14 protein-coding genes and 1 pseudogene are annotated in these 16,650 nt (G+C 45.9%); 8 read left to right on the top strand and 7 right to left on the bottom strand.

Annotation, left to right across the window (positions count from 1 at the left end):
* From katE2 to Q366_RS16520, 3 genes and pseudogenes are all read right to left on the bottom strand, one after another.
* Positions 1–400: pseudogene (katE2, locus tag Q366_RS16510) on the bottom strand (catalase KatE2); the annotation flags it as partial.
* A gap of 500 nt (positions 401–900) precedes the next feature.
* Positions 901–2,037 (bottom strand): 5-methylcytosine-specific restriction endonuclease system specificity protein McrC, encoded by a 1,137-nt coding sequence (gene mcrC / locus Q366_RS16515; RefSeq protein ID WP_035240975.1) that lies wholly within the window; start codon positions 2,035–2,037, stop codon positions 901–903.
* Positions 2,038–2,040: 3 nt separating this feature from the next.
* On the bottom strand, positions 2,041–4,245 hold the full coding sequence (locus Q366_RS16520; RefSeq protein ID WP_035240978.1) for an McrB family protein: 2,205 nt from the start codon (positions 4,243–4,245) through the stop codon (positions 2,041–2,043).
* 715 nt (positions 4,246–4,960) lie between these two features.
* Between Q366_RS16520 and pheA the strand changes: the two genes are divergently transcribed.
* The 5 genes from pheA (at position 4,961) to Q366_RS16550 (ending at position 9,208) form a co-directional block, all read left to right on the top strand.
* Entirely contained in the window at positions 4,961–6,100 is a 1,140-nt protein-coding gene (gene pheA, locus Q366_RS16530; protein ID WP_035240982.1) for a prephenate dehydratase, read from the top strand.
* A complete protein-coding gene (locus Q366_RS16535; RefSeq protein WP_035240985.1) occupies positions 6,097–6,900 on the top strand; it encodes a shikimate dehydrogenase in 804 nt (267 codons plus the stop codon). Before pheA ends, Q366_RS16535 begins: the two co-directional genes overlap by 4 nt.
* A gap of 18 nt (positions 6,901–6,918) precedes the next feature.
* Positions 6,919–8,181, top strand: coding sequence for a 3-phosphoshikimate 1-carboxyvinyltransferase (gene aroA, locus Q366_RS16540; protein WP_035240987.1), 1,263 nt, complete (start codon positions 6,919–6,921; stop codon positions 8,179–8,181).
* 83 nt (positions 8,182–8,264) lie between these two features.
* Complete coding sequence (gene aroL, locus Q366_RS16545) at positions 8,265–8,798, top strand: shikimate kinase AroL (protein ID WP_035240990.1); 534 nt, start codon at positions 8,265–8,267, stop codon at positions 8,796–8,798.
* A gap of 26 nt (positions 8,799–8,824) precedes the next feature.
* Complete coding sequence (locus Q366_RS16550) at positions 8,825–9,208, top strand: hotdog domain-containing protein (RefSeq protein WP_035240993.1); 384 nt, start codon at positions 8,825–8,827, stop codon at positions 9,206–9,208.
* Between the two features lie 203 nt (positions 9,209–9,411).
* On the opposite strand, the gene Q366_RS16560 is transcribed toward Q366_RS16550, so the two are convergent.
* The 3 genes from Q366_RS16560 to Q366_RS16570 all read right to left on the bottom strand — a co-directional run bounded on the left by Q366_RS16560 (position 9,412) and on the right by Q366_RS16570 (position 11,147).
* Positions 9,412–9,738, bottom strand: coding sequence for a hypothetical protein (locus tag Q366_RS16560; protein ID WP_035241000.1), 327 nt, complete (start codon positions 9,736–9,738; stop codon positions 9,412–9,414).
* A gap of 234 nt (positions 9,739–9,972) precedes the next feature.
* A complete protein-coding gene (locus Q366_RS16565) occupies positions 9,973–10,209 on the bottom strand; it encodes a hypothetical protein (RefSeq protein WP_035241002.1) in 237 nt (78 codons plus the stop codon).
* 107 nt (positions 10,210–10,316) lie between these two features.
* Complete coding sequence (locus tag Q366_RS16570; protein ID WP_035241004.1) at positions 10,317–11,147, bottom strand: C40 family peptidase; 831 nt, start codon at positions 11,145–11,147, stop codon at positions 10,317–10,319.
* A gap of 367 nt (positions 11,148–11,514) precedes the next feature.
* Between Q366_RS16570 and Q366_RS16575 the strand changes: the two genes are divergently transcribed.
* From Q366_RS16575 to nadC, 3 genes are all read left to right on the top strand, one after another.
* Entirely contained in the window at positions 11,515–11,847 is a 333-nt protein-coding gene (locus Q366_RS16575) for a hypothetical protein (protein WP_035241007.1), read from the top strand.
* 193 nt (positions 11,848–12,040) lie between these two features.
* The gene (locus Q366_RS16580; RefSeq protein ID WP_035241009.1) at positions 12,041–14,710 is read left to right on the top strand and encodes a valine--tRNA ligase; all 2,670 of its coding nucleotides are present in this window, start codon (positions 12,041–12,043) and stop codon (positions 14,708–14,710) included.
* Between the two features lie 17 nt (positions 14,711–14,727).
* Entirely contained in the window at positions 14,728–15,558 is an 831-nt protein-coding gene (gene nadC / locus Q366_RS16585) for a carboxylating nicotinate-nucleotide diphosphorylase (protein ID WP_035241011.1), read from the top strand.
* An 81-nt stretch (positions 15,559–15,639) separates the two neighbouring features.
* Here the strand turns inward: nadC and Q366_RS16590 are convergent, their stop codons facing one another.
* A complete protein-coding gene (locus tag Q366_RS16590; RefSeq protein WP_245619990.1) occupies positions 15,640–16,608 on the bottom strand; it encodes a glycoside hydrolase family 26 protein in 969 nt (322 codons plus the stop codon).
* Positions 16,609–16,650 lie beyond the last annotated feature (42 nt).

The following is a 16,650-nucleotide window of genomic DNA, read 5'->3' on the forward strand; positions in this document are numbered from 1 at the left end:
AGACAGGCGTATTATTGCCCACCATATCCCAGTTACCCTCCTCGGTGTAGAATTTAAGTGCAAAACCGCGAATATCACGTTCGGCATCAGCAGCACCGCGTTCTCCGGCCACGGTGGAAAAACGTGCAAACAATTCAGTTTTTTTGCCGATCTCAGAAAATATCTTGGCGCGGGTGTATTGTGTGATGTCATGGGTTACGGTGAAGGTACCATAAGCTCCGGAGCCCTTGGCGTGCATCCGTCGCTCGGGAATCACTTCTCTATCAAAATGGGCCATTTTTTCCAGGTACCAGACATCCTGGAGCAGTTGAGGGCCACGAGGTCCAGCTGTCATGACGTTCTGGTTGTCAGGTACCGGAGCCCCGGCGTTGGTTGTTAACTTATTGTTCTCATCTTTCATCATTGTTGTCCTTTTTTGTTATTGTTTTGTTGTGTTAACTGCATGTGAGAGTCGGTATCACATGAAAAAATAAATATTATCCAACCATTATACGCAAAGAGTTGGGACAAAAAGGAAGTCAAGATAATTGGAGATTAGACATCTTCTTTTAAAAATTGCAATCGTTAATTTAAAAATTCTATAAAATTTCCATCTAAATTATAGGCAATAAGGACACTGTTGACTTTGTCTATTAGCTGTCGCCCAGGCCTTTTTAAAAACAGCATTGAATAACAGAAGCATTGTGGGGTGGGAACCGTCTCAAAATCCTTATAGTTCCCCCCCTGACATGAGGATGAACAGATAAGATGAGAAGGCAGGAAACTCTGGGATTATTTTTCAACCCGAGAATCAAGCTCAAACAGTAGTAACCTTGACTATCAAAGTCTGCCCTTGGCAGTCAAATGCATAGTGTAATAATCAAGATTTGGCATTATCTTTAGCAGGTTACTTGGGATAGGTCAAGATTCATGCTCTGCCTCCAGAATCTGCAGCAATTGGTGCCGTATAAGTATTGTTCTGGCACTCAAATCTATCGTGGCAAACCGAATTACATGTCCTTGGATAGTCACTGATTCATTAAACATGCTACCAATCGAAGGGTGCAGTAGAATTCCAGTTGCCTTGTCTGAGAGAGGATCTCCCAGCCCTTCCTGAGACCTCAAATAAGTATAAATTTGGTATAAATAGCCACTGCGTAGCGTTTCTTCTCTATACCAGCCTTTAGTCACAATTGAATTGAATTTGGTATCAATAATGATCCGTCTGCCTGAAATTTCATGGCTTAAGATAATGTCTGTTCGCATTGAAGGGAAAATTTTGTCAATGCCCGAACTTTTTTGGTCTATAGCCCAGCCGATAAATTTTCCAGCATCGACATGCCACCCTTGACCTGACAAAGTAGTGTCATAAAAACCGGCAATTCCTTTTTCATAGAGTTTCCGAATCCAAGTGATTTCCCGGTCCGGCAACGACAAGTATCTTGTTCCGACTGACTCTGTTGGTAATGCTAAGTTGAACGCAAGGTGAGCTGCGGCAACCATTTTTCTGTCAATTGCATCGTGCCTTCCAAAACGGCCTACCGACACCTCCGCGCGTCCCGGTTTTTCTCCGACCACACCCATCCGTCTTAAATTGTTCGCAATAGACCTACACCTGTGTGCCAAAGGTTGCCGTTTTACCAAGCTCGAAATTTCTTCTAATGCTGACCTCACGAAACGATTGCGGGGCGTATCAACGGTCAACTCGTCAAAGCGACAAAACACCTTGCCCTTATCAAGAAGCCTATGCCGTTCAGTCTTTAACAAATTAATCCGGCCACGAACGCGGTTCAGAGTCGCCTCGCGAGTCTGGTATCCAAAACTTAAATTCCTCTTGATTCGCTGTTCGACCTGTGTGGATAAAATTTCTGCAATTAGGTCGGGTATGTCATCAGGATTTTCTTCAACAGAGACCTGTGAAGCTTGGTCAAGCTGCCGAAAGAGGTCAGATGCATAAAGCATAAGCAACCAAAGATTCCGCACAGGAATTCTTCCTATGTAACCTGCCTCCTCAAGAGTGGCGTTGGCTTTTGGTGATATGATTACGACCTCACTCATTTTTTAGAATCCCTCAAGAAGCCGTTCTCTTGCCTTCTGGGCTTTATCAAGTGAATTAAACCAATACTCATCCAAGAGAGGCCCAATTTCTGTGTCAACCACTTGGCGGAACCACTCCCGGGCATCATTCATTGGAATACCAAATGGAGGGGTGACATAGCTATGCCCGATGCTGTACTGCTCGCCCAAGCTGGAATCAGATGCTATTTCTGTATTCAGAGACAAAATTCTATTTTCAATTTCATCAAGTATTTCTGTGGCTATTCCACATTGAGTTTTCACCCAGTTCTTCCACGCTTTTCCGAGTACTGGTTTTAAATCGATAAAAGCAAATCTTCTCCGTAGCGCCAGATCGACAAGAGCAAGCGATCTGTCAGCGATATTCATAGTTCCAACCACATAAAGGTTGTCTGGAATAAAAACTCGCTCATCATCTTCACGGCGATATGAAAGCTCTAACGCCTCATTTGGAGTGCGCTTATCGACCTCCAGCAGAGTCAACATTTCGCCAAATATCTGTGCAGGATTACCTCTGTTGATTTCTTCAATTACAATAACGTGTCTTGTACTTGGTTCATTTTCGGCGGCTCTGATCATTTCAACGAAAGGGCCATCGACCAAAGTAAGTTTCCCATCACCCGATGGACGCCATCCCCGGACAAAATCTTCATATGAAAGATTGGGGTGAAACTGAACGGCTCTCACCTTGCTGTCATTTTTTTGCCCGATAAGAGCAAATGCCAATCTCTTGGCAAGCCATGTTTTTCCTGTCCCGGGAGGGCCTTGAAGAATGAGATTTTTCTTTGTTCGAAGCCGCTCCAGAATCCTTTCAATCTTCACTCGTTCGATGAAACAACCATCCGAAATAATATTATCGACTGAATATGGTTCAATCGGAGCAATCGTAATTTCCTCTTCTGGCTCACTTTCCAGCTCGCCCCTTTGAACATCTGTATCAGTAGCATTGGGGTGTGCTGATATCCCGCCATCCTTAAAAAGCCAGGCAGCAAGTGAAAGTTCTGGAAAGGAGTGGATTGGATAAGCCTCTTCCTGAAATCGTGTTTCCAATGTGTCCAGTACAGCTAAATAATCGTTTGCATTACAGCGACCTTTGGGACCATTGAGCCCGATTTTGATATTCAGTTTCTTGCTGATATACCTCTGAGACTGTCCATCAAGGGTCGGGAAGTTCCATGGCCGAATCCAGTACAACCCCATCGTCAAATTCCAGCCGACACCGAACCTTTCAGTTGCACTGTCATAAGCAGAAATAAAATCAGTTCTAACATCAGCGTTGTCAGAGTCTGAAAAGATTATAGCTTGGGCAAATATCTCCCATAGGGCATCAATGTCGTCAGGTTTTCTTTTGTTATCAAACCCAAAGAACCATGATCTCTGGTTGTTAAGTATAGGAATTCCTTCAAATGAATCTGGTATGGCTTCTTCCACTCCCAGAAAAGTTGCCAATTCAGTTGCGATATTTTTTCTGTTTACATCGGTAATACCACGATTGAAGATGCCCATAGCTGTAAAGGGACAGATGTCCTTCAGGGGACCTGCAGAACCATCTTGAAACTGATCTTTCAGATTCGATAAGCCGTCAACTTTTGATGCAATTGAATGTATGCCTTTTATAAGTTCATCTCGTTTTTCCCTGTATAAAAGGAACTTGTCGGCGATAGCTTCATAAAAACGGGTCCAGAAAAAGCGCCTTTTATCTATAGATGTGTCGCCGAATCGCTCACGCCAATATGGTGCATTCCTGAATCGGTCAATATCTTGAGACTTATCTTCGAATGAAAAACTGATTAAAGCATCAGTAGCCCAGTCCCCAGGCAAAACACGCCATACAGTGATTCGATTTGTATAGAAGTACCATTCTCTTGGAGGATCGAAAGGGGTCCATTCAACATCTAAGGTCCGACCATCACCATGGTTCTTTTTTACAACGCCGATTGCCTTGATAGCCATTACGGAGACGCTTTGTCCACGATTGTCGAATGGAAGATCATGCTTTCTAGTGTAAGAGGCTTTAATCGCAATCCGGTCACCGGTCTGGATGGATTTCACTTGGTCAAGGTACTTGTCTTGGTATCCATTCAGCCAGATTCCGTCATTGAAAAATCTGCTTGTTTGATCCTCAGAGCCGTAAGTCGCCCCAACAAACCAACATGCTTTTGATCCGACTCCTTCTGGTTTAGTGGTCATAAATTATTTCCTGTAGTAAAAGCCTCTTTATTCTTTTTTTCATCAATCGGTAGTCCCTCTATCTCGAAAAGGTCGGTGACATGCGGCGGATACCTCTGTGTATTTAATCAAGAGCATAGTACTGTATTTTCCAGTAAGTTACCAGGAATGATGCACTGAGGACTATATCAACGTCTGTCTAAAATTCGTTACAGGCTTTACACTCCTAATAACAGATTACAGGCACCCCGTTACACACACTTTTCATTTTTTGGTTTCTGGCTTGCAGGCGTGGCAAAAAATAGGCCCTTGATCAAGAAGGGAAGAGCATGAAGAGGCGTTAGCCCCCCTCCCCCAAAGATTAGCCGGTCGGTTGCGTTGTGATTTTTTCTCCTGTTTCTCTTTGCGCTTTTCTTTCAGAGTTTTTTCAGGTTTTTTCTTTTCGGTTTTCTGGGTATCTCTGGATTTGGACATTAGTTCATTGACGATTGACAGAAACAGATCAGACGTATAAGGTTAAAAAAAATTTAAGGGAAAAATAGTTCAATGATCTTTAGCTTCAACAAAAATTTTTATTTTAGCACTCGATTTTATAGAAAGGACAGCCTGCCTGTGGACTACTGATTTTTCCCATAAATGAACTGAAATCACTAAAACCGCAGCAGGCAAGGCCTGGGGCGGTTTTTTTTATTTGTGACTCATTAATGTCTGAACAAAAATAAAAAAGGAAATTAACATGACAAATCGTGAAGTCAGGGAGAAAGACAATCAAAAACAAACAAGTGATGACCTTTCATCACTGTCTCCGCTTCGTGGGGAAATTGACCGCATTGATGACCGCATCCTTGAACTGATCAACCAGCGCCTTGAGATCGGTAAAAAAGTAGGGGAGATTAAAAAACAAAAAGGCAGTCAGATTCTGGACCGGAGCCGTGAACGCATGGTTATTGAGCGGCTTTCCCGGACGAATCCCGGCCCTGCGGATGCAAGTCTGATCCAATATGTTTTCAATGTGATCATTACTGCCACACGGGAGATCCAGAAGCCCAGGACCATTGGTTTTTTAGGGCCCCTTGCCAGTCATTCCCATATTGCAGCCCTCCATTATTTCAGGCACTGCGGAGAATTTGTTGAACAGTCCGGTTTTTTTGATATTTTCAACAATATTGAACGAAAAGAACTTCATTTCGGTATTGTTCCCGTTGAAAATTCCCTTGAAGGGGCTGTTAACTATACCCTTGATTTGTTTGCCGAATTTGATATTCATATTACGGCAGAGCATTATGAGCCTGTTTCCCATGATCTGTTATCCATTACAGGGGAACTCAAAGACGTTAAAACCGTTTACTCACATCCCCAGGCCATTGCCCAGTGTAAAAACTGGTTGAAGAAACACCTGCCCCATGCCACAGTCATGGAGACCACCTCCACATCAAATGCGGCACTTATGGCCTCAAAGGATGAGCAGATTGCCGCCATTGCATCGGGCAAAGCAGCTCATTTTTATACCCTGCTGCCCGTGGCATCAAAAATACAGGACCGTGCCGGCAATATTACGCGGTTCCTTGTGATCGGTGGAAATCATCCGGAAAGAACAGGGAATGATAAAACATCTATTATGTTTGCCACGAACCACACCCCGGGTGCTCTTTTCAGGGCGCTTTCTCCTGTGAACCGGGCTGGCCTGAACATGGTTAAACTTGAATCCAGGCCCACGCGCCGCAGTAACTGGAGCTATCATTTTTTCATGGATATTGAAGGGCACATCCAGGATGAGATTGTATTTCAAACCATTGAACAGATTCGAAGCCAGGCCCTGTATTTAAAGGTTTTAGGGTCTTACCCGATTTTTTCAAAACCGGAGATATTGCAATGATTGACGCAGCCACCCGGCTATATTGTGTATTTGGAAATCCTGTCAGGCACTCTAAAGGCCCTCTAATCCATAATGCCGCATTTAAAAACAAGGGCATCAATGCCGTTTACCTTGCCTTTGAGGTGCAGGATGCCGCAGGCGCGGTGCAGGCCGTGCGCACGCTGGATATCCAGGGAGCTTCGGTGACCATTCCTTTCAAGGAATCCATCATGAAACATCTTGACTGGATCGATCCCACAGCCCGGGCCATTGGTGCCGTAAATACCATAGTGAATGAAAACGGCATATTGAAAGGCTATAATACGGATTGTCAGGCCGCTGTTGCGCCCCTTGTCCCCTTTGGCGTTTCAGGAAAAACCGTCTGTATTGTGGGGGCAGGCGGGGCAGCCCGGGCCGTGGCCCACGGTGTTGCCGCTCAAAATGGGAATATCATCATCACCAATCGCACGGAACAAAAAGGCAAGGCCCTTGCTGAAACGGTTAACGCCCGGTTTATACCTGCCAACGAGATGGCAAACATCCAGGCTGATGTGGTGATCAATACCACAAGCATCGGCATGGTTCCCAAAGAGAATGGCATCAGCTTTCCGCCGGAAGCATTAACATCTGATATGGTGGTGATGGATGTGGTATATACCCCGTTGAGGACCCGGCTGCTTGACGCGGCGGAACAAAAGGGATGCACAACCATTGACGGCTTGTCCATGTTCATTGCCCAGGCAACAGCCCAGTTTGAATTATGGACAGACATGACCCCTGATACAGACCTGATGCGGAATATTATTTCAGGCACTATTTAATGATAAAAGGAGAACTTCATGAAACAGGTTATTTCCAGAAATATCCAGGACCAGGTGGTCAGAATCCCGGGCTCCAAAAGCATTTCACACAGGATGCTGATCTGTTCAGCCCTGGCTCACGGCATCTCTGAAATTTACAATGTACTGGACAGCCAGGATATTTCACTTACCCGTAAAGCCCTTGAGTGCATGGGGGCTCAAATTGAAAGCAAAACAAACAGCGCCCTGGTGGTCACAGGTTTCGGCGGACGGCCAAGGCCCTGGGCGGAGCCCATTCACCTTGGCAATTCAGGTACGTCCATGCGCCTTTTGGCAGGTATTGCCGCCCTTGGCACTACCCCGTATACCCTGACCGGGGATGAGCGGATGCGTCAACGTCCCATGGGAGAACTTTTAGATGCCCTTGGCCGGATCCGGATCCATGCCGGTTCCCAAAACAATGAAGGCACCCCGCCTGTGGTGATCCAGGGCGGCGACAGGGCAGGGGGGCGGACCCTTCTTGACTGCTCCCGGTCCAGCCAGTACTTGTCTGCCCTGCTGATGGCCGGGGCTTTTTTTGACCAGGGCCTTGTGATTGATTTGACCGGTCCTGCCGTGTCCCAGCCTTATATTGATCTGACCCTGGATGTGATGAAGCAGTTCGGGGTCAATGCCTTCCGGATATCCGACACCTGCTATGAGGTTCCTGGGGGCCAGACCTACACATGTGGCAAAAAATCCGTGGAACCGGATCTGTCCAATGCCGGCTATTTCTGGGCAGCCGGAGCTGTGACAGGTGCGGATATCGGCGTGGACAATATCGGCACAGCCTCTTTGCAGGGCGATTTGAAACAGGCATATATATTTGAAAAGATGGGCTGTACGGTAAATCGTGACGGCCTGGTCCTGCGTGTAAAGGGCGGCCCTGGGCCTTTACACGGCGTGGATGTGGATATGTCCGATACCCCGGATGCCGTGCCTGCCGTGGCTGTAACCGCCGCGTTTGCAACGGGCACCACCCGGATTACCAATATCGGCCATCTTCGGGTCAAGGAGTGCGACCGCATTGATGCGGTTTGTTCCCAGCTCACCAAAATGGGAATTAAAGCGGTACAGGGTCCGGATTTTATGGAAATTACCGGCGGCACACCCCATGGCGCTGTTATTGAAACCTTTAACGACCATCGCATTGCCATGGCATTTGCCGTTGCAGGCCTTAGGGTGGATGGCATTAAAATAGAGAATCCCGTGTGCGTGGAAAAATCGTTCCCGACATTCTGGCAGCTCTTTAATGCCTTGTAATTTTAATGCCTTGTAATTTTGGCGCCGTGCAGATTTGACGCTTTATAAATTTAATGCCCTGTAAAAAGTAAAAAGGAGTACCCATGCGTCCCATTTTTCTTATCGGATACCGGTGTACCGGCAAAACCAGTACAGGAAAGTATCTGGCGGAGCTTTTGAACAAAAATTTTATAGATACGGATCTGGTTTTGGAATCAACTTTTGGCACGAGCATTGCCCAGATGGTGGCCCGGCACGGCTGGCCCTATTTCAGGACTAAAGAAACTGAAACACTGACGAATCTGGATCTGGAAAGCGCTCCCGTTATAGCCACGGGCGGCGGCATCATTCTTGCTGAAGAAAACAGAGCGTTTTTAAAGGAGAACGGGGTTGTTGTATATCTTTATGCCCCGGCGTCTGTTCTGACCGACAGAATCCGCAAAGATGAAAACAACACCGGGCGAAGACCGGACCTTACCCGTGACAGCCTTGCCCTTGAAACAAAAAAAATGCTTGAAATCAGAAATCCCTTGTACCAGGCACTTGCCGAGATATCCATTAACACAGAAGAATACGTCCCAAAAGCCGCAGCGCGCCGGATCATGGCCGTGCTCACAGATTCTGGAAGCAAATTTTGAAAATGCCAAAAAAAGGAGGATTTTTAATGAATATCATAACCCATCAATTAATAGACAGCGAACTGTGCGGCAAACCGATCATGGTGGAAAACGGTAAAAGCCGTGTGGAATATACAACCACGCATAAAATGGCAGCAGATGACTCTGGGCTGGTGCATGGCGGATTTATTTTCGGACTTGCTGACTATGCAGCCATGCTTGCCGTAAATCACCCCAATGTTGTGCTTGGCGGGGCAGATGTTAAATTTCTAAAACCTGTCAAAGCCGGTGAATCTGTCTATGCCCAAGCCTGCGTAACATCAGCAGCAGGTAAAAAACAGATGGTCAGCGTCACCGTCAAACGTGAAGATGAGGTGGTTTTCAAAGGGGATTTTTCCTGCTTTATCCTGGAAAAACATGTTTTTAAATGATCGCCTTTGGGGCGGGGTGTTAAGTTTTAAGTGTCAGGTTTTAGGCAATGTCATAAACCGAATTAAAACCATGAAGAGCATGAAGGACATGAAGATTGATTTTCCGACATATATTCTTCATGTCCTTCATGGTGAAATAAAATACTCAATGCTTAAGTGTATGACATTGAGGTTTTAGGTGATAGGAAATACAAATTCCTATACTACGCGTTTTGGGGCGCCTTGATCATATCGTCTTCCAGCATGTCAGCAATACCCAGGGCGGAATTCAGGGCGTCGTTAATCATGAAAAGCTGAATTTTCAGTGTTTTCAACGAGGCTGGGGTCGCTGCGATCTTTTCTTCTGATTCAAGAAGTGACGAAAACAAGTCTGCTTTCTGGGCAAATCCGGACAAACGTTCACTGAATTGAACGATCTGTTTAGCCCACTTGTCCCTTTCTTCCCTTGTCAGTTCGATGTTTGCATTGTCAGTACCGTTAATCAGGTGGTCAATCTGGTACTCCTGGGGGTTGGCGATGATTTCGTACATGGTTTGTGCTCCTTTACATCTGAAATAAATCCGGAAAAGCGTTAAAACTGATCCAATGCCAAGCAAAGCAAAATTGTGTGAAGAATAAGCAGACGCCAGGCGTTAGTCAAGATTAGATGCTGAAAACATTAAAGATTCATAATCAGCCCATCCGGGAATAATCCTAACACTCCTCTAATTATTAGGTGCTGAATGGCATTGATTTTATTTTTTTACTTGAATAAGGATTCATTTTCAATCTTCGTTTAAAAAATAATCCTGGATATCCCCCTGGGTGTAAATAATTTTCAATATGGACAGATAAAGAGCCTGAATATAAACCTGTTCCCTGGCAATCCAGATGGTTTCTGCATTTTTATTGGCCATCCGGCATAATTGTTTCAGGGTGTATGCCGGCTGGCACATGCCTTGTGCTGCAACGCCAAAAACCAGTAATAATAAAGCCTGAACACAGACATAACGCTTGTTCATCTTCAACAGCCTTAGCCTCTATCTTGAAAACAGTTGCTAAAATGACCTATGGCATCGTGAACCATGAGAAAACGTCAGGATTTTTCTTGCGTCTGTTTTTCCTGTCCTCACTGTATTTTTTTGATGCGGCCTATCAGGTCTAAATTGGGACTTGTCTCAAGATCATGCGGGCTGACCATTTCCGCGGCGACCAACGGGTTGCCCGCTTTTAACAATGAATTTATTTCATGTTTGTTAGGTGCCAGATGCGGATTTATTTTCCAATACATCTGCTCTGCCTGCTCAATCATTTCATTAAGTTCAGTGTCATCGGAGGATTCGTCTCCGGATTCATTTTCCACAAGGCTGTCCAATCGGGTCTTTAAAGGAGCCAAGGTTCCTTTAATGGACAGGCCGTATTTTTTTTCTGGGATTGCTTCGTAAAAACTGCGGTAAACCAATTCCGAACATACCACCGATTTTGTCTCTTTTCCATCGAATATCCGCTTAAACAGTTTGAAAACCATGGCAATAATCGCTCTTAAAACCGCCTTCTCAACACGATCATGGGGAAGTTTCCTGATGATAATCAATACCCCGACGAGGTATAATTGGTTATCAGCATATTTTGTACCTTTTTCAAAATAGTAATTGGCCCGCTGGACCACCGGATCAACCGGCCAGCCCTGTGAAGAAAAATCCATGCCGCTGTCTGATCTGAATCGGTAGACATCAACGTATTTTTGGGCACTGACTTCCTTTTCAAGCGGCGTTTGGACAACGCCTCTCGAACCGGCTTCAATGATTGTTCCGCCATTGAAGAATGCCGCATGGCTGTAATGTCCGCCGTCCACCAATCTTATGGCATCAGAAATCCACCCATCTCCGTAAGACAATAATACATCACCTGCTTTCACCTCATTCATGTCAATTTCAGCAATGTTTAATTTTTCTTCCATCGTTTTTTTCCTTTGAGTTGAAGATTCATGGCGGGTTTGAACGATCCTTAGTTGAAGATGTGATTTTTTAAAAATCAGCTAAAACGAAGATTTATCCAGGTTTTCGCCAAAATGCAACAGGAAATTTAAAATATTTGGATCCCGGATTCTGGAAAATTATTGAGGGGCCATGGTGTTTGCAATCACCTCCCGATCTCATATATTTTTTCTCTCTATTGCTCGGAAACCGGGTTATTCGAAATGAACAGGGTGCCCAGCGATCTGGAAAAAAGCATAAATTGTTGACACTTTTTATCTGCTCTGATAATTTTTTAATTTTGTTAAAATAAAATCAAATGCTTTAGAATCAGGATAAAATGAGGTTGCTATGGTTCAAGATTATGATGATATTATTGAGCTTACCGAGGTGGTCACGGAAGAATCATCCCCCCAAGACCAGGAAACAATTAAACGGACGCAGCAACCCCCTGATCCGGAAGCGTTGCTTTCTGATGATGTTTCTTTGGCCCTTGGGGATAGTGAAAATATAATGACGTCACTGGGCCGGGATGACATAGAAGCGGCCCTTGAAAAATTTATAGAGAAAAAATTTTCTGAAACCATTGAAAAAATCCTTTTTGAAGTAATGGAAAAAGTGATCAAGCATGAAATAGAAGATATTAAAGCCGGGCTGCAGAAAGATCTTGACGATATTGGTTAGGTTTGATTAAACGATTGACTTAATTTTTAAAAATTTTTATTAACGTGACGGGGATTGATTCAATCCCCTTTTTCATTAAACAGCCTTGGACTGCCTGGCTTTTTTAAAACGCGGGGTGGTTCACGACAAAACATGGCAGAGATCCCTCAGGATAAGGGCTCTCTCATATTAAAAGGGTTTGAGGAGTTGAATTATGTGTTCGGATTCCCTGGACAAAGGATATTCACCTAAAGAGATTGAAGAAAAGTGGTATTCATTCTGGCTTGAAAACGGTTTTTTCAAAGCGGAAGACAAAAGTGACAGCCCCCCTTTTTCAATTGTGATTCCACCGCCCAACGTCACTGGCGTGCTCCATATGGGCCATGCGCTGAACAACGTGATCCAGGATATCATGTGCAGATACAGAAGGCTTTTGGGGCAGAATGTTCTTTGGATGCCGGGAACCGATCACGCCGGAATCGCCACCCAGAATATGGTGGAGCGCAAACTGGCTGCCGAGGGCAAACACCGTGACCAGGTCGGCCGGGAAGCCTTTATCGAAGAAGTCTGGAAATGGCGGGAAAAATCAGGTGGCGCCATCATCAACCAGCTCAAGCGTCTTGGTGCCTCCTGCGACTGGGACCGGGAACGCTTTACCATGGACGAGGGGCTTTCCGAGGCCGTACGCAAGGTGTTTGTCCGTCTGTACAAGGAAGGCCTGATCTATGAAGACCAGTATATCATTAACTGGTGTCCCAGATGCAGAACCGCACTTGCAGACCTTGAGGTTGAATACGAAGAAAAGGACGGCTACCTTTATTATATCCGTTACCCGTTTAAAGGCAGCCAGAAAAAAGGGCTGACCGTTGCCACCACCCGGCCTGAAACCCTGTTTGGGGATATGGCCGTGGCAGTCAATCCCAAAGACGAAAGATTCAAAAACCTCGGGGAAACAGAAGTTGCGCTGCCCCTGACAGACCGGGTAATTCCCATTATCCGGGATGAATATGTTGATACCCAGTTTGGTACCGGTGCCCTGAAAGTCACCCCGGCCCATGATCCCAATGATTTTCATCTGGGTGAAAAGCACGGCCTGAAAAAATTAAAGGTCATTGATGATGCAGGCGCGATGCTGGAAGGGGCAGGACGTTTTGCAGGCCTTGACCGGTTTGAATGCCGTAGAAAAGCAGTTGAAGCGCTTGAAAGCTTAGGGTTGCTTGAGAAAAAAGAACCCATAAAACACAGCGTGGGCAACTGCTACCGCTGCCATACCGATGTTGAACCTTCCATTTCCAAACAATGGTTTGTCAAGGTAGGGCCTTTGGCTGCAAAAGCATCCCAGGCCGTGCGGGACGGCAGAACCAGAATTATTCCTGAAAACTGGTCAAAAACCTATTTTGACTGGATGGACAATATCCGGGACTGGTGCATATCCCGTCAGATCTGGTGGGGTCACCGCATCCCTGTATGGAAATGCCCGGATTGCAAGGCTGTTATTGTTGAAGAGACAGATCCTGATGGCTGCACCAAGTGCGGATCCAAAAATATTGTTCAGGAAACCGATGTCCTTGATACCTGGTTTTCTTCGGCACTCTGGCCCTTTTCCACCATGGGCTGGCCTGAAAATACAGATCTTTTGCAAACCTTTTACCCGACCAATGTCCTGGTTACAGGGTTTGATATACTGTTTTTCTGGGTTGCCAGAATGATGATGATGGGTATCCATTTCATGGACGATGAAATTCCGTTCAGGGATGTTTATATCCATGCCCTGGTCAGGGACGAGCACGGCAAGAAAATGTCCAAGTCCAAGGGCAATGTCATTGACCCGCTCAAGGTGATTGATGAATACGGGGCAGATGCGTTCAGGTTTACGCTGGCCGCCTTTGCTGCCCAGGGCCGGGACGTTAAAATGTCCGAATCACGGGTGGAAGGGTACAAAAATTTTGTCAACAAGCTGTGGAATGCTGCCAGGTTCACCCTGATGCATATTACGGAAAAAGACGAACTGACAGACAATCTTGACCTGACCCTGACGGACCGCTGGATCTTGTCCAGGTGTGCTGAAACCTCCTTTGCCGTTAAACAGGGAATTGAGGAATACCGGTTCAATGAAGCTGCTTCTGCGGTTTACCAGTTTGTGTGGCATGAGTTCTGCGACTGGTATCTTGAAGCGGCCAAACCTGCCCTGTATGAAAAACTTGGGGCAGACCGGCGCGACGCAGCCCGTGGTGTTCTGGCCAAAGTGCTTGAAGACATTGTTATCATGCTGCATCCTTTCATGCCCTTTGTTACCGAAGAAATTTACAACATTCTTCCGGGCACAAGCGGCTCTGTGATGAAGGCGGATTTTCCCTATACTGACGATGCGTTCAAAAAGTTCAAAAATCCGTCCTGTGAAAAAGAGATGGAATTTATGTTCTCTTTGATCTCAGGTATCCGCAATATCAGATCCGAGATGAACATCCAGCCCTCCACCAGGGTTAAGGTGCTGGCCACCACGGCAGACAATGCAGAAAAACTGCTGATTGCCGAAAATAAATCGGTCATTATCAATCTTGCCACCCTTGAGAACCTGTCTTTCTGTGACGCAGACAATCCGCCTGAATCTTCTGCCACCACCGTTTCAGGCGCCACCACCTGCTATGTCTGCCTTGACGGTGTCATTGATTTTGACAAGGAAATCAGCCGTCTTGAAAAGGAGCTGGAGAAAAACACCAAGGAGTTGAACAGCATCCAGAAACGGCTGAACAACGACAGTTTCCTTGAAAAAGCCCCGGAGGATGTTATTGAGAAGGTCAGGGAACAGCATGAAGAACTCAAAGAGAAGCAGGATAAAATTACGGTGAACCTGGACCGGGTGAAGAATCTGAAACAGGATTAGTTTAAAAACGTATATCCATGAATATGACAGAACAGATCATCCGGCTGGCGCTTTTTGAAGATACCTGTCTTGGGGATGTGACCACGGAAAGTATTTTCCTTTATCCCCAGGAAAAAACCGCCATCATTGTAGCCAAACAAGACTTTATTCTGGCAGGCACTGATGTGGCAAAAAAGGTGTTCCATGCTGTAGATCCGTCAATGGAATGCAAGATCCATTTTAATGATTCGGACCCCATTAAAAAAAATGATGTAATCTTTACCATCAGTGGAGATATCCGCTCTCTTCTGACCGCCGAACGTGTGGCGTTGAATTTTTTGCAGCGGCTTTCCGGCATAGCAACCCTGACACGAGAATTTGTCAAGACACTGGATAATCCAATGGTCAGGCTGGTGGATACAAGAAAAACCACACCTGGGTGGCGGAAAATTGAAAAAGATGCTGTCAGGGCAGGGGGGGGATTTAATCACAGATTCGCCCTTTATGACGGCATTCTGATCAAGGATAACCATATTACGGCTGCCGGCTCCATTGCGGCAGCCGTTTCCCTTGTCCGGGCCAGGGCGTCCCATCTGATGAAGGTGGAAGTGGAAGTCTCGGATATGGCCCAGGTGCAGCAGGCCATCGATGCCCGGGCGGATGTGATCATGCTGGACAATATGGACATTGATACCATGACCCAAGCCGTGGGGCTGATCGGAAAACGGGCCCTGGTGGAAGCGTCGGGCAATGTCAGCCTGAAGACGTTGAACGCCATTGCCGGAACCGGCGTGGATGTTATTTCCTGCGGCGCCCTCACCCATCAGGCAGTATCTGTTGATCTAAGTATGCGAATTCAATCGAATTGATTTTAGTTAAAAGCAATTCGACATCAGGGTGGTCCAAAGGATGACCAAGGCCTGATATTGTTTGATAGAATCCGTTTATCCTTATTTGTCAACTTGTTTGATCCAAAACAAGGCTGGCGAAGTAGACCTTTTAACTGTTTGGGTATAAGACATATTGCCGGAGCTGTTTATTCGCCAGTCAATTTCCTTTTGGACCTGGAACCATACAATTCCCTGAACCTTCCATTTGTTCAGCGTCCGGAATGCTTCGACAATCCATTTGCTTTTCGCTCCCCCCTGATCTGCGCATGCGGTTTCAAAAATAAAAAGTGGTTTTTGGGGCGCGATGGCATTCAGTTCCCTGTATATCGGAAAAAAAATATCTTCAAACGTTTTCCAGGAACTTTGCCAGCCGTGTGTCTCCACGGTTCGGGTCGTCCCCCAATTGTATCCGTCCATGCCTAAAATATCCACATAATCGTCTCCCGGATAATAGGCGCCGGACTTATTCCATCCAGCTGTGGGATCATAAGTCATATTGGGAACCGATTCCGCATTGGGACAAAATGCCCAGAGAACCTGGTTTGCGCCTGTACGACGGAACCGATTAACAACATACCGAAATATTTGCTGATAAATATCAGGGCTTTTGGGGCCAAACTCTTTTTTGGAGGTTCCCCAATGGTATCTTTGGAGGTTCATTTCATGGGCAAAGCGGATAATGAAAGGCTGGTTAAAGGCTTTGGCCTGATGGGCAAAATCATTTAAATACAAGTCATATCCACCGTTCAGGATTTTTTGAAAAGGAACCATTTTTTCAATGCCATCCTCATAATACATGGGTTCCCAGGTAATACAGGGAATCGCGCCCCGGTGCAATATCGTATTCAGGCTGTCCATGGGGAAACCACCTGTTTGGGACTGGGCTGGCCACTGTAAAAAGAAAACAACCAGGGCAGGGGAAAGTTTTGTTTCCCGTTCAATTTTATCCAGCTGTTTGCCCGTGACCGGGTATCCGTCCAGGGCCGTCCCCCAAAGTAAGGGCGCAGGGTTGGATGGAGACGCTGACATTGAGCAGATCCCCGTGTCAGGTAAAAAAAAAGCCAATATAGC

It is taken from the genome of Desulfobacter vibrioformis DSM 8776, assembly GCF_000745975.1.
GTDB lineage: Bacteria > Desulfobacterota > Desulfobacteria > Desulfobacterales > Desulfobacteraceae > Desulfobacter > Desulfobacter vibrioformis.

Bases quoted from the DNA above. Each gene is read 5' to 3' on its own strand.
- Q366_RS16535 (WP_035240985.1), top strand. From the start codon at position 6,097: ATGATTGACGCAGCCACCCGGCTATATTGTGTATTTGGAAATCCTGTC.
- aroA (WP_035240987.1), top strand. From the start codon at position 6,919: ATGAAACAGGTTATTTCCAGAAATATCCAGGACCAGGTGGTCAGAATC.
- Q366_RS16550 (WP_035240993.1), top strand. From the start codon at position 8,825: ATGAATATCATAACCCATCAATTAATAGACAGCGAACTGTGCGGCAAA.
- Q366_RS16560 (WP_035241000.1), bottom strand. From the start codon at position 9,738: ATGTACGAAATCATCGCCAACCCCCAGGAGTACCAGATTGACCACCTG.
- Q366_RS16520 (WP_035240978.1), bottom strand. From the start codon at position 4,245: ATGACCACTAAACCAGAAGGAGTCGGATCAAAAGCATGTTGGTTTGTT.
- nadC (WP_035241011.1), top strand. From the start codon at position 14,728: ATGAATATGACAGAACAGATCATCCGGCTGGCGCTTTTTGAAGATACC.
- Q366_RS16580 (WP_035241009.1), top strand. From the start codon at position 12,041: ATGTGTTCGGATTCCCTGGACAAAGGATATTCACCTAAAGAGATTGAA.
- Q366_RS16590 (WP_245619990.1), bottom strand. From the start codon at position 16,608: ATGTCAGCGTCTCCATCCAACCCTGCGCCCTTACTTTGGGGGACGGCC.
- Q366_RS16570 (WP_035241004.1), bottom strand. From the start codon at position 11,147: ATGGAAGAAAAATTAAACATTGCTGAAATTGACATGAATGAGGTGAAA.
- Q366_RS16565 (WP_035241002.1), bottom strand. From the start codon at position 10,209: ATGAACAAGCGTTATGTCTGTGTTCAGGCTTTATTATTACTGGTTTTT.
- mcrC (WP_035240975.1), bottom strand. From the start codon at position 2,037: ATGAGTGAGGTCGTAATCATATCACCAAAAGCCAACGCCACTCTTGAG.
- Q366_RS16575 (WP_035241007.1), top strand. From the start codon at position 11,515: ATGGTTCAAGATTATGATGATATTATTGAGCTTACCGAGGTGGTCACG.
- aroL (WP_035240990.1), top strand. From the start codon at position 8,265: ATGCGTCCCATTTTTCTTATCGGATACCGGTGTACCGGCAAAACCAGT.
- pheA (WP_035240982.1), top strand. From the start codon at position 4,961: ATGACAAATCGTGAAGTCAGGGAGAAAGACAATCAAAAACAAACAAGT.